The 12,016-nt window shown below is 67.6% G+C and carries 14 protein-coding genes; 5 read left to right on the forward strand and 9 right to left on the reverse strand.

Features of this window, described 5'->3' with window-relative positions; translation table 11 throughout:
* The first annotated feature begins 4 nt into the window (after nt 1–4).
* Nucleotides 5–1,078 (forward strand): alkene reductase, encoded by a 1,074-nt coding sequence (locus BMX37_RS17775; protein ID WP_093667127.1) that lies wholly within the window; start codon nt 5–7, stop codon nt 1,076–1,078.
* Nucleotides 1,079–1,097: 19 nt separating this feature from the next.
* Here BMX37_RS17775 and ribH read toward each other — a convergent pair whose 3' ends face one another.
* The 7 genes from ribH to BMX37_RS17810 all read right to left on the reverse strand — a co-directional run bounded on the left by ribH (nt 1,098) and on the right by BMX37_RS17810 (nt 6,791).
* Nucleotides 1,098–1,517 carry a 6,7-dimethyl-8-ribityllumazine synthase gene (gene ribH / locus BMX37_RS17780; protein WP_093667128.1) on the reverse strand — a complete coding sequence of 140 codons (420 nt, stop codon included), beginning with the start codon at nt 1,515–1,517 and terminating at the stop codon, nt 1,098–1,100.
* 22 nt (nt 1,518–1,539) lie between these two features.
* Nucleotides 1,540–2,670 carry a 3,4-dihydroxy-2-butanone-4-phosphate synthase gene (gene ribB / locus BMX37_RS17785; RefSeq protein WP_093667139.1) on the reverse strand — a complete coding sequence of 377 codons (1,131 nt, stop codon included), beginning with the start codon at nt 2,668–2,670 and terminating at the stop codon, nt 1,540–1,542.
* Entirely contained in the window at nt 2,654–3,274 is a 621-nt protein-coding gene (locus BMX37_RS17790) for a riboflavin synthase (protein WP_093667129.1), read from the reverse strand. The genes ribB and BMX37_RS17790 overlap by 17 nt, the downstream gene beginning before the upstream one ends.
* Nucleotides 3,274–4,254 (reverse strand): bifunctional diaminohydroxyphosphoribosylaminopyrimidine deaminase/5-amino-6-(5-phosphoribosylamino)uracil reductase RibD, encoded by a 981-nt coding sequence (gene ribD, locus BMX37_RS17795; RefSeq protein ID WP_280139277.1) that lies wholly within the window; start codon nt 4,252–4,254, stop codon nt 3,274–3,276. Before ribD ends, BMX37_RS17790 begins: the two co-directional genes overlap by 1 nt.
* The gene (locus tag BMX37_RS17800) at nt 4,242–4,589 is read right to left on the reverse strand and encodes a hypothetical protein (protein ID WP_093667130.1); all 348 of its coding nucleotides are present in this window, start codon (nt 4,587–4,589) and stop codon (nt 4,242–4,244) included. The genes ribD and BMX37_RS17800 overlap by 13 nt, the downstream gene beginning before the upstream one ends.
* A 67-nt stretch (nt 4,590–4,656) precedes the next feature.
* Nucleotides 4,657–5,343: a TonB family protein gene (locus tag BMX37_RS17805; RefSeq protein WP_093667131.1), complete on the reverse strand. Its 687-nt coding sequence runs from the start codon at nt 5,341–5,343 to the stop codon at nt 4,657–4,659.
* A 110-nt stretch (nt 5,344–5,453) separates the two neighbouring features.
* A complete protein-coding gene (locus BMX37_RS17810; RefSeq protein WP_093667132.1) occupies nt 5,454–6,791 on the reverse strand; it encodes a glutamate--tRNA ligase in 1,338 nt (445 codons plus the stop codon).
* A 126-nt stretch (nt 6,792–6,917) separates the two neighbouring features.
* Here BMX37_RS17810 and BMX37_RS17815 point away from each other — a divergent pair, with 126 nt between their 5' ends.
* Entirely contained in the window at nt 6,918–7,853 is a 936-nt protein-coding gene (locus tag BMX37_RS17815; protein WP_093667140.1) for a ribose-phosphate pyrophosphokinase, read from the forward strand.
* A gap of 170 nt (nt 7,854–8,023) precedes the next feature.
* Here the strand turns inward: BMX37_RS17815 and BMX37_RS17820 are convergent, their stop codons facing one another.
* Both BMX37_RS17820 and BMX37_RS17825 read right to left on the reverse strand, forming a co-directional pair.
* Nucleotides 8,024–8,353 carry a PilZ domain-containing protein gene (locus tag BMX37_RS17820; protein WP_093667133.1) on the reverse strand — a complete coding sequence of 110 codons (330 nt, stop codon included), beginning with the start codon at nt 8,351–8,353 and terminating at the stop codon, nt 8,024–8,026.
* 25 nt (nt 8,354–8,378) lie between these two features.
* A complete protein-coding gene (locus BMX37_RS17825) occupies nt 8,379–8,903 on the reverse strand; it encodes a sterol desaturase family protein (RefSeq protein WP_093667134.1) in 525 nt (174 codons plus the stop codon).
* 123 nt (nt 8,904–9,026) lie between these two features.
* Here BMX37_RS17825 and sucC point away from each other — a divergent pair, with 123 nt between their 5' ends.
* The 3 genes from sucC (at nt 9,027) to BMX37_RS17840 (ending at nt 12,016) form a co-directional block, all read left to right on the forward strand.
* Nucleotides 9,027–10,226, forward strand: coding sequence for an ADP-forming succinate--CoA ligase subunit beta (sucC, locus tag BMX37_RS17830; protein ID WP_093667135.1), 1,200 nt, complete (start codon nt 9,027–9,029; stop codon nt 10,224–10,226).
* 114 nt (nt 10,227–10,340) lie between these two features.
* Entirely contained in the window at nt 10,341–11,090 is a 750-nt protein-coding gene (locus tag BMX37_RS17835) for an electron transfer flavoprotein subunit beta/FixA family protein (protein ID WP_093666228.1), read from the forward strand.
* On the forward strand, nt 11,087–12,016 hold the full coding sequence (locus BMX37_RS17840) for an electron transfer flavoprotein subunit alpha/FixB family protein (protein WP_093666229.1): 930 nt from the start codon (nt 11,087–11,089) through the stop codon (nt 12,014–12,016). Before BMX37_RS17835 ends, BMX37_RS17840 begins: the two co-directional genes overlap by 4 nt.

Below are 12,016 nucleotides of genomic sequence, written 5' to 3' on the forward strand. Positions count from 1 at the left end.
TTCCATGACCAGCCTGTTCGACCCTATCCAGATCGGCGACATCGCCGCCCCCAACCGCATTATGATGGCGCCCTTGACGCGGGGCCGGTCGACCCCGGCGCATGTGCCTACACCGATCATGGTCGATTATTATCGGCAGCGCGCGGGTGCCGGGCTGATCGTTACGGAGGGGACCGGCATCAGCCAGGAGGGCATGGGTTGGCCCAAGGCGCCCGGCATCTGGAGCGACGAGCAGGTGGAGGCGTGGAAGCCGGTGACCGAGGCTGTCCACCGCGCCGGCGGCCGCATCGTCACCCAGCTGTGGCACATGGGCCGGCTGTCGCGTCCGGAAGTGATCGGGATGACCCCCTTGTCGTCGTCGGCGATCAAGGCGCCTTATCCGAAGCCACAAAATCCCTATGCGGAACCGCGCGCCGCGACGCTGGACGACATCCACCGCGTGCTGGACGATTTCTCCGCCACCGCGCGCAACGCGCTGCGCGCCGGCTTCGACGGGGTGCAGTTGCACGGCGCGAACGGGTATCTGATCGACCAGTTCCTGCGCGACGGCACCAACCACCGTGACGATCAGTATGGCGGCACGCCGGAAAACCGCATGCGCCTGCTGGGTGAGGTGGTCGACCGCCTTGTCGCGGAACTGGGCGCCGGCCGCACCGGCGTGCGCCTTTCCCCCAATGGCGAGAGCCAGGGCGCCGACGACAGCGATCCCGAATCGATCTTCGTACCCGCTGCCGCGATGCTGCAGCAAAAGAACATCGCTTTTCTGGAAATGCGCGAACAGAATCCGACCAGCAGCTTCGGCAAATCGGACGTGCCCAAGCTGTCGCCGGCCATCCGCCGCGTGTTCACCAACCCGCTGTTCCTGAACCAGGATTACGACCTGGCCGGCGCGCAGGCCGATCTGGACGCCGGGCTGGCGGACGGTATCGCGTTCGGACGGGACTATATCGCCAATCCCGACCTGGCGGAGCGGCTGCGCCAGGGTGCGTCGCTCAACACGCCGGACGTGTCGACCTTCTACACCGACGGGACCAAGGGTTACACCGACTATCCCGCGCTGGAACCGCAGCTCGCCTGATTGGGCGAGCCGCGATTCTTCAGGCGAAGCGGCGGCGCAGGTCCAGCATGGCCAGCGCCGCCTCCGCCGCCCCGCCGCCCTTGTCCAGCTGAGCAGGGTCGGCGCGGAGGATCGCCTGCGCCTCGTCCTCGGTGGTCAGGATGCCGTTGCCGATCGCGATGCCGTCCATGGTCAACGCCATGATGCCGCGCGCGCTTTCATTGGCGACGATCTCGAAGTGATAGGTTTCGCCCCGGATCACCACGCCCAGCGCGACGAACGCGTCGTACTCGCCCGTCTCCGCCGCCAGCGCGATCGCACCGGGCACTTCCAGCGCGCCGGGGACGGTCAACGTCTCATGCTTGTGCCCGGCGCGCTCCACCGCGGCGCGTGCGCCGGCCAGCAGCATGTCGTTGAGGTGGTCGTAGAAACGCGCCTCGACCAGCAGAACCTTCGCCATCCGTGTTTCCAATTCCCGTGTATCAGTCGATGGGCCGCTCGCCGACGATCGACAGGCCGTAACCGTCCAGACCGACCAGCGTATGATGCGTGTTGGTGAGCAGCACCATTTCCTCCACGCCCAGTTCCGTCAGGATCATCGCGCCGACGCCGTAATCGCGCAGCTCCTCCATCTCGGCGGGGGCCAGCGTTCCGGCCTTTGCCTGCAACGCGACGGTGAACTGGTCGGGACGTGGGCGGTTGATGACCACCACGACGCCCGCACCCTCCGCGCCGATGATCTCCATCGACCGGCGCAACAGGTCGCCCCGATCCGTGTCCTCGCCGAAGATGTCGGCAAAGGTCGACAGGGCGTGCATCCGCACCAGCGTCGGCCTCGACGGGTCGACGCGCCCCTTCACCAACGCGATCTGTTCGGACCCCGTCGCCTTGTTCCAATAGGTGATGGCCGTCCAGTCGCTACCCCAACGGCTGGTGAAGCGAGCCTCCGCCCGCTTCTCGACCAGATGGTCGTGGCGGCGGCGATACGCGATCAGGTCGCGGATCGTGCCGATCTTCAGATTGTGGCGCTGGGCAAAGGCGACCAGGTCGTCCAGCCGCGCCATGGTCCCGTCCTCGTTCATGATCTCGCAGATCACGCCGGAGGGGTTGAGGCCGGCCAGCCGCGCGACATCCACCGCCGCCTCCGTATGGCCGGTGCGGACCAGCACGCCGCCGTCGCGCGCGATCAGGGGAAAGACGTGACCCGGCGTCACGATCGCCTCCGCCGGCTGGCCCGCGTCGATCGCCACCGCGATGGTGCGGGCACGATCGGCGGCGGAGATGCCGGTGGTTACGCCCTCTCGCGCCTCGATCGAGGTGGTGAACGCGGTTTCGTAGCGGGTGCCGTTGTTGCGGCTCATCGGCTGGAGTCCCAGCTCGCCCACCCGCTTCTTGGTCAGCGCCAGGCAGATCAGCCCGCGGCCGTGCACCGCCATGAAGGTGATCTTTTCCGGCGTCGCCATCTGCGCGGGGATCACCAGATCGCCCTCATTCTCCCGGTCTTCGTCATCGACCAGGATGAACATGCGCCCGTTGCGCGCCTCGTCGATCAGCTCTTCCGGCGACGACAGAAACGCATGACGCAGTCGCGCCAGTTCAGGCCTTGCCACGATAGCTCTCCATCCGCTTGAGGTAGCGGGCCAGCACGTCGATCTCGATATTGACCCGGTCGCCCGGCCGCAGCGCACCCAGAGTCGTCACCGCCTGGGTGTGCGGGATCAGGTTGATCGCGAACTCGGTGCCGGTCGCATCGTCCGCCACGGTGTTCACGGTCAGCGACACGCCGTTGACCGTCACCGATCCCTTGGGCGCCAGAAACGCGGCCACATCCGTGTCGACGCGAAAGGCGATGCGGCGCGAGTCGCCGTCCGGCTCAACCGACAGGACCTCCGCCACCCCGTCGACATGGCCGGTGACGATATGGCCGCCCAGTTCGTCGCCCAGCTTCATCGCCCGTTCCAGGTTCAGCCGACCGCCCTCGGCCCATTGGCTGCCGGCCGTGCGGGCGATCGTTTCCCCCGACACGTCCACCGCGAACCAGTCGGAATCCCCGTTCCGCCCCTTGTCCACGACCGTCAGGCAGACACCCGAACAGGCGATCGACGCGCCCAGATCGATCCCGCCGCTGTCGAACCGTGTGTCCACGACGACGCGCAGGTCGCCGCGGCGTTCAATGGACCGGACGGTCCCCACATCTGTGATGATACCCGTAAACATCAGGCGCGCTCATATGCCTCCATCCGGTCCACGCCAAGCTGTCGGGCGTCGAGCAGTCGCCAACGGCCATGCGCCTGCGCCAGATCGGCCAAGCCGATCGCCGGCAGCGTCAACCCTCCACCCACCAGGATCGGCGCGCGGTACAGCAACAACCGGTCGACCATGTCCGCCGCCAGGAACGCCGCGGCCGCACCCGCGCCACCCTCCACCATCAGGTGATCGCCCGGCAGCGCGCGGACCTGCTCCGGTGAATCGATCGCCTGCCAGCCATCGGGTGGGGCGGCAGTGTCGCGGGTCAGGACGAGTCGTCGCGGCGAATGCGCATGGAGCCCGTCCAGCCGCACGTCCAACGCCGGCGCGTCGACGGCCAGCGTGCGTGCGCCGATCAGGATCATCTCATGCCGGCTGCGTTCGAGATGCGTATGCGCGCGCGCTTGCGGACCGGTGATCCACCGGCTGCGGCCATCCGCCATCGCAAGGCACCCGTCGAGCGACATGGCCAGCTTCAGCGTGATGAACGGCCGCCCCTTCCGCTGCCGGGTCAGCCACCCCGCCATGGAGCGTCTCGCCGCATCGGCCTGCACACCGCAGCGTGTCTCCACACCCGCCGCCGCGAGTCGCGCCAGACCGTCGCCGTCCGTTCGCGGGTCGGGGTCACGCATCGCCGCCACCACACGCGCCACGCCGGCCGCGATCAGCAGGTCCGCACACGCCGGTCCGCGAGGACTGGCATGCGCACAGGGTTCCAGCGTCACGTAGCAAGTCGCGCCGCGCGACTTGTCGCCCGCCATCGCCAACGCCATCGCCTCCGCATGGGGACGACCGCCCGCCTGCGTCCAGCCCCGCCCGACCACCACGCCGTCCATCACGATCACGCAGCCGACATTGGGATTGGGCGCGGTACGGCCCCGGCCACGGTCACCCAGCGACAGCGCCGCCGCCATCCAGCGGGCGTCGTCCGTGGCCTCTACAGCCCCCACCGGGTCATCGCATCATCGACCTTCTTGAACCCGGCGCGATTGCGCTCCTGCGCGGCCTTTTGTTCCGCCACACGCTTTTCCTTGATCGGCGCGTCGATCTTTTGCTGGGCCCGGATATCCGCATCGGTCCGGTCCGCGCGCCATTGCTCCACATAGACGATGTCGCGCCGGTATTCGGTCGGAAAGCTGCTGTCCCTAGCAAAGGCGAAGATCACGAACCCGGTGATCGCGACCGCCAGCGCGAAGAAGCCGAGTTCGTACCGCTCCCGGCTGGCCAGGAACATCCGCAGGTCGCGATAGGCGCGCAAGGGGGAGAAGCGGGCAAAGAACTGCATGGGCGTAAGATAGGAGGATGGAGCCGCGGCGAACAGTCCCGCCCGGCGGCTCCACGCCTCGTTCCGATCACTCCTGCAGGACAAAGGTGACGCTCATCGTGCGCCACGCCTCGAAAGGGATGCCGTCGCGAGTCCCGGGGCGGAACCGCCAGCGGGACAGCGCCTGCCGCTCCGTGACGCGGAAGAAGTCGTCGCTGGTGGCCGACACGCGCTCCACCGCCTTGACCCGCCCGTCCATGCCGACCAGCACCCTGACCACCACCTTGCCCGGATGCTCGGCACGCTGCTCCGCGGGTGGATAGGGCGGCTGGAACTGGTCGGCATAGCGCGGATCGACGCCGGGCTGCACCAGCAACGGCAACGCGGGTTTCGCGACCTCGACGGTGGCGGCGCCCGTGCCCGTGCCGCCCGACGCTCCCGTGTCGACGCTCACAGGCGGCTGGGGCGGCATGGGCGGGAGCTGGAAGCTGGTCTGTGGCGGCACCTCGACCAGGGGCGGGACGGTTTCGATCCGCTGCTGCGGTGCGGCCTTCGCCTTGGGCGGATCCAGTTGCTTGATCGGTTCGGGCGGTGGCGGGTCGAGGATGTCGACCACCTTCAGCGGCGGGTCCGCCGGATGCGTGAACACCTGCGGCGCGGCGAGCAGCAGGGCACCGACCACCGCCGCGTTGACGCCCACGGCGATGGCAAGGCTGACCGGGTTGATTCTGCCTGGAGTGAAACCGCCCGGCCGGGCGTGACGATCCGCGTACATCGTTCCCTCTCCTTCTTCACGGCCGAGCCTGACACCCGGCAGGGGGATGTTACATCATTTCATACAGCCGGCAAGCGGCCACGAACGACGATGGCCGGCCGCGGAGACAGTTAGGCCGTCAGCCGCTCGATCGTCCGCTCACGCCCGATCAGCGGCAGCAGCTGCGCCATGTCGGGACCGTGATCGCGTCCGGTCAGTGCGCGGCGCAGCGGCAGGAACAGCGCGCGTCCCTTGCGTCCGGTTGCCGCCTTCAACGCGCCCGTCAGCGCATGCCAGGGATCGCCCGCCCAGTCGATCGCGGCCGCCTCGGTCGCGGCGGCCACCAGGAACTCGCGATCCTCCGCGGCAATATCGGCCATCACGGGACCCTCCACGACCGTCCACCAGTCCGCCGCCTCCGCCACGGTCGACAGGTTGGGCCGGATCGCGTCCCATCCCGCGGCATCCATGCCGTCCGGCAGGCGTGCCGCCACGACGTCAAACGGTAGCTGATGGACGATCCGCGCGTTCAGCTGCGTCAATTCCGCCTCCTCGAAACGGGCGGGGGCGCGGCCGAAACGGGCGAAGTTCAGCGTCTCGGCAAGCTGCCCGGCATCCCGGATCGGCTCCACGGGATCGCTGGTGCCGATCCGCGCAAGCAGCGCCCGGACCGCTTCCGGCTCGATCCCCGCCTCGCGGAACGTGTCGACCCCGACGGAGCCGAGTCGCTTGGACAGCTTCCCCTCCGCGCCGGTCAACAGCGCCTCGTGCGCGAAGGAGGGCGGGGTCGCGCCCATGGCGTCGAACATCTGCAGCTGCAACGCGGTGTTCGACACATGGTCCTCACCGCGCAGCACCAGCGTAACGCCCATGTCGATATCGTCGATCGCGGACGGCAGCATGTACAGCCAGCTGCCATTGGCACGTCGCACCACGGGATCGCTCATCGTCGCGGGGTCGAAGCTCTGCGGTCCGCGGATCAGGTCGTCCCACCCGATCGCCGCGTCGTGATCCAGGCGGAAGCGCCAGTGCGGCCGAACCCCCTCCCCCTCCAGCCGCGCGCGGTCGGCGTCGCTCAGCGCCAGCGCCGCACGGTCGTATACCGGCGGCAGGCCGCGCCCCAGCTGCACCTTGCGCTTCAGCTCCAGTTCCTGGGTGCTTTCGTAACAGGGATAGATGCGGCCACCCTCGACCAGTTCGTCGAAGCGGCGCTCATACAGCGCGAAACGCTCCGACTGACGGACCTCGGCGTCGGGCACCAGGCCCAGCCAGTCGAGATCGGCGCGGATCGCGTCCACGAACCGCTCCTCGCTACGCTCCGTGTCGGTGTCGTCTAGCCTGAGCAGGAACCGCCCGCCATGCTTGCGGGCCCACAACCAGTTGCCCAGCGCCGCGCGGATGTTGCCGACATGAAGGCGCCCGGTGGGCGAGGGCGCAAAGCGGGTCACGGCAGATGGGTGAGAGGTCATGGCACCCGCGATAGCGTGCGCACCCGTCCCGGCAAACGTCTTTGCGGTTTCGTGACACGCGCTTTAAGGCGGCGTCTCTCGAAAACGGGGTGCCCCGGGTCGGCGGCGTTGGAGATCGGCACGAACATGAAACTGATGACCGGCAACTCGAACCTGCCGCTCGCCCGCGCGGTGGCCGATTATTGCGACCTGCCGCTGACCGAGGCGCTGGTCCGCCGCTTCGCCGACGAGGAAATCTTTGTCGAGATCCAGGAAAACGTCCGCGGCGAGGACGTGTTCGTGATCCAGTCGACCGGATATCCGGCCAACGACAATCTCATGGAATTGCTGATCATGATCGATGCGCTGAAACGCGCGTCGGCGCGGCGCATCACGGCGGTCGTCCCCTATCTCGGCTATGCGCGCCAGGACCGCAAACCCGGACCGCGTACGCCCATCTCGGCGAAGCTGGTCGCGAACCTGATCACCGTGGCGGGTGCCGACCGGGTCTTGTCGGTCGACCTGCATGCCGGCCAGATCCAGGGTTTCTTCGATATCCCGACCGACAACCTCTACGCCGCGCCGGTGATGTCGGCCGACATCCGCGCGCGGTTCCAGGGCAAGAACCTGATGGTCGTGTCCCCCGACGTGGGCGGCGTGGTGCGCGCGCGCGTGCTGGCCAAGCGGCTGCACAACGCGCCGCTCGCCATCGTCGACAAACGGCGTGAGCGTGCCGGCGAGTCGGAGGTGATGAACATCATCGGCGACGTCGAGGGGCGTTTCTGCGTGCTGGTCGACGACATCGTCGATTCGGCGGGTACGCTGTGCAACGCGGCGGCGGCGCTGCGCGAAGCGGGTGCGGAGGACGTTGTCGCCTATGTCACGCACGGCGTGCTGTCCGGCGGCGCGGTGGCGCGGGTCAAGGGCTCGGCGCTGTCCGAACTCGTCATCACCGATTCGCTCGGCAATCACGACATGATCGGCGCGGACACCAAGATCCGCCACCTGCCGATCGCGCCGCTATTGGGTGAGGCGATCAAGCGCATCGCGGACGAGACCAGCGTCAGCAGCCTGTTCGATTGAGTTCGGGTCGTTGGAGCGCGTCGGCAGCGACGCGCTGAACGCTGCGGTTCGGGCTCATCCGACGAAGCCGTGCGGTCATGTCCGCTGAACGTCTGGTAGAGGGGCCATGCGGCCACTCGCCGGCTCGATAAACGGTCGCGCTGCGCTAACCGGTTCCGGCGATGCGGAGCCTAACGATTACCCAGCGCGACGATGTGGTCGAACACCGCCGGATGCAGCGGCTTGGCGAAGGCGCAGCCGTAGCGGACCTTGTCGCGCCACGCGACCACCGCTTCCAGGGAGGCCATGCCGGGCAGCGTCAGCCAGACCACCGTGCCGGGCCACAGCGTGAAGCTGGTTTCCGCCCGGAAACCCGACTGCGACAGGTCCACCACGTCGATCTCGAAACGCGTCTGGCCGCGATCGCGCAGATGCGCGCGCATCTTGACCGCACGACGCAGCGCTTGGCGGTGTTCACCTTCGACCGGCGTGAAAGGCGGATTGAAAGTCGGGTTTTCCATGCCGCCCGCGATACAGCGTAATTGGTTACCGTTCCGATAACATCTGGTCGACACGCGCAGCCGGCGCGCGCACCCCGGCGCGGTTGCGCTGCTTCAGCTGCGCCTTCAGCGACTCCGGCGATGGCGCGACCAGAAAGCCGAAGCTGACATTGCCCTCGCGCGTCTCCACCACATGGTGCAGCCGGTGCGCCTGCACGATCCGCTTCATGTACGTGGAGCGTGGCAGGTAGCGGGTCGGCACGCGCTTGTGCACGATGATGTCGTGGAATCCGAAATAGATCGCACCGTATGCGGCGATGCCCGCACCGATCCAGGCCCAGCCCGGCCACCAGCCCAGCTGCACCCCGCCAAGAAGCAGCACGAACGACGGCACCGCGAAGATCGCGGCATACAGGTCGTTCAGTTCCCAATTGCCGGTACGCGGCCGGTGGTGGCTCTTGTGCAGGAACCAGCCCGGCCCGTGCATGATCCAGCGGTGCGCGCCATAGGCGAATCCCTCCATCCCGATAACGGTCAGGACGAACAACAGGATTCCCAGCGGCCAGCTCATGTCCACGCATATAGGCGCGATCCGCGCGGCGCGCGAGGCGGGACATGTCCGGGGTGGATTCGGTGATGCTGCTGTGCAAAAGGCACTGCAAACCTCCGATCTTGTCCGAAAGGCTCAGGCCCCATGAACATTCACGAATATCAGGCCAAGGAACTGCTGGCCAAGTTCGGCGTCCCGGTCCCCGCCGGCTTCGCCGCCATGAGCGTCGAGGAAGCCGTCGAGGCGTCCAAGAAGCTGCCCGGGCCGCTCTACGTCGTGAAGGCGCAGATCCATGCCGGCGGCCGTGGCAAGGGCAAGTTCAAGGAACTGGGCCCGGACGCCAAGGGCGGCGTGCGGCTGGCGAAGACCGAGGATGAGGTCCGCGCCGCGGCCACCGACATGCTCGGCAACACACTGGTGACGGTGCAGACCGGCGACGCGGGCAAGCAGGTCAATCGCCTGTACGTGACCGATGGCGTCGACATCGCCAAGGAATTCTACCTGGCCGCGCTGGTCGACCGCGCCACCGGCCGCGTCGCGTTCGTGGTGTCGACCGAGGGCGGCATGGACATCGAGACGGTGGCCCATGACACGCCGGAGAAGATCCATACCTTCGACGTCGATCCCGCGACCGGGTTCCAGCCGCATCACGGCCGTGCCGTCGCCAACGCGCTGGGCCTGACCGGCGATCTCGCCAAGCAGGCGCAGTCGGTCGCGGCGAAGCTGTACGACACGTTCCTGGGCACGGACGCCTCGCAGATCGAGATTAACCCGCTGGCGGTTACCGACAACAACCGCCTGATGGTGCTGGACGCCAAGGTCGGCTTCGACTCGAACGCGATGTTCCGCCACAAGGACCTGGCCGAACTGCGCGACGAGACCGAAGAGGATCCGATGGAGCTGGAGGCGTCGAAGTACGACCTGGCCTATATCAAGCTGGACGGCGACATCGGCTGCATGGTCAACGGCGCCGGCCTCGCCATGGCGACGATGGACATCATCAAGCTGAACGGCATGTTCCCGGCCAACTTCCTTGACGTCGGCGGCGGCGCGTCCAAGGAAAAGGTGACGGCGGCGTTCAAGATCATCCTGGGCGACCCCAACGTGAAGGGTATCCTGGTCAACATCTTCGGCGGCATCATGCGCTGCGACATCATCGCGGAGGGCATCGTCGCCGCCGCGAAGGAAGTGAACCTGCAGGTTCCGCTGGTCGTCCGGCTGGAGGGTACCAATGTCGAGCAGGGCAAGGCCATCCTGTCCAACTCCGGCCTGGCCATCGTGCCCGCCAACGACCTGGGCGATGCCGCGCAGAAGATCGTGGCCGAGGTGAAGAAGGCCGCCTGAGCCTTTTCGATCGCGTCGATCGTTGAAGGGGCTCGGGCGGCGACGTCCGGGCCCTTTCGCTTTGAAGACCTGTGAACCCGGCCGCTTCGAGCCGGCCGGGCAAAGGATGACGTCATGAAGCTGCTGGTACCTGTGAAGCGGGTGTTGGACTACAACGTGAAGCCGCGTGTGAAGGCGGACGGGTCTGGTGTGGACCTGTCGAACGTGAAGATGAGCATGAACCCGTTCGACGAGATCGCGGTGGAGGAGGCGATCCGCCTGCGCGAGAAGTCGGGCGGGGGCGAGATCGTGGTGGTGTCGATCGGCGAGGCGAAGGCGCAGGAGACGCTGCGCACCGCCTTGGCGATGGGTGCGGACCGCGCGATCCTGGTCGTGGCGGAGCAGAAGGTGGAGCCGCTGGGCGTCGCCAAGCTGTTGCAGGCGATCGTGGCGGAGGAGAGCCCGGACCTGGTGATCCTGGGCAAGCAGGCGATCGACGACGACATGGGCCAGACGGGCCAGATGCTCGCCGGCCTGCTCGGCTGGGGGCAGGGCACGTTCGCCAGCAAGGTCGAGGTGGCGGACGGCAAGGTGGCGGTGACGCGTGAGGTCGATGGCGGGCTGGAGACGGTCAGCCTGACGCTGCCCGCGATCGTCACCACCGACCTGCGCCTGAACGAGCCGCGCTATGCCTCGCTGCCCAACATCATGAAGGCGAAGGCCAAGCCGCTCGCGAACAAGACCCCGGCCGATTACGGCGTCGACGTGGCGCCCAGGCTGGAGACGCTGAAGGTGGTCGAACCGGGCAAGCGCCAGGCGGGCGTGGTGGTCGCGAATGTCGACGAACTGGTCATGAAGCTGCAGGCGATGGGGATTGCGAAGTGAAGACGCTGGTCTGGGTCGAGCATGACGGCGGCGCCGTGAAGGACGCGACGCTGGCGGCGGTCACGGCCGCGGCGAAGCTGGGCGAGGTGCACCTGCTGGTCGCCGGCCAGGGTGTCGACGGCGTGGCGCAAGCCGCCGCCAGCATCGCGGGCGTGGGCAAGGTGCATGTCGCGGACGACGCGGCGTACGCGCATGCGCTGGCGGAGAATGTCGCGCCGCTCGCGGCCGATCTGATGGGCCATCACGACGCGTTCGTGGTGCCCGCGACCACCACGGGCCGCAACATCGCGCCGCGTGTCGCCGCGCTGATCGACGTGCAGCAGGTCAGCGACATCCTGTCGGTGGAGGGACCCGACACCTTCACCCGCCCGATCTATGCCGGCAACGCGATCGCGACCGTCAGGACGCGTGACGCCAAGCTGGTGGTGACGGTGCGCACCACCGCCTTCGCCAAGGCGGACGCGCAGGGCGGCACGGGCACGGTGGAGGCGGTGTCCTCGACCGGCGACAAGAGCCTGTCCAGCCATGTCTCCTCCGAGATGGCGGAGAATGCGCGGCCGGAGCTGACCAGCGCCAAGATCATCGTCTCGGGCGGCCGCGCGCTCGGCTCGGGCGAGAAGTTCGCCGAGCTGATCGAGCCGCTGGCCGACAAGCTGGGCGCCGGCATTGGCGCCTCCCGCGCGGCGGTGGACGCAGGCTATGTGCCCAACGACTATCAGGTCGGCCAGACCGGCAAGATCGTCGCACCCGAAGTCTATGTCGCGGTCGGCATCTCCGGCGCGATCCAGCATCTGGCGGGCATGAAGGATAGCAAGGTCATCGTCGCCATCAACAAGGATGCCGACGCCCCCATCTTCCAGGTCGCCGATATCGGTCTGGTCGGCGACCTCTTCACCCTGATCCCCGAACTGACAAGCAAGCTGTGA

The sequence above is a fragment of the Sphingomonas gellani genome (assembly GCF_900110035.1).
GTDB classification, from domain to species: Bacteria; Pseudomonadota; Alphaproteobacteria; order Sphingomonadales; family Sphingomonadaceae; genus Sphingomonas; species Sphingomonas gellani.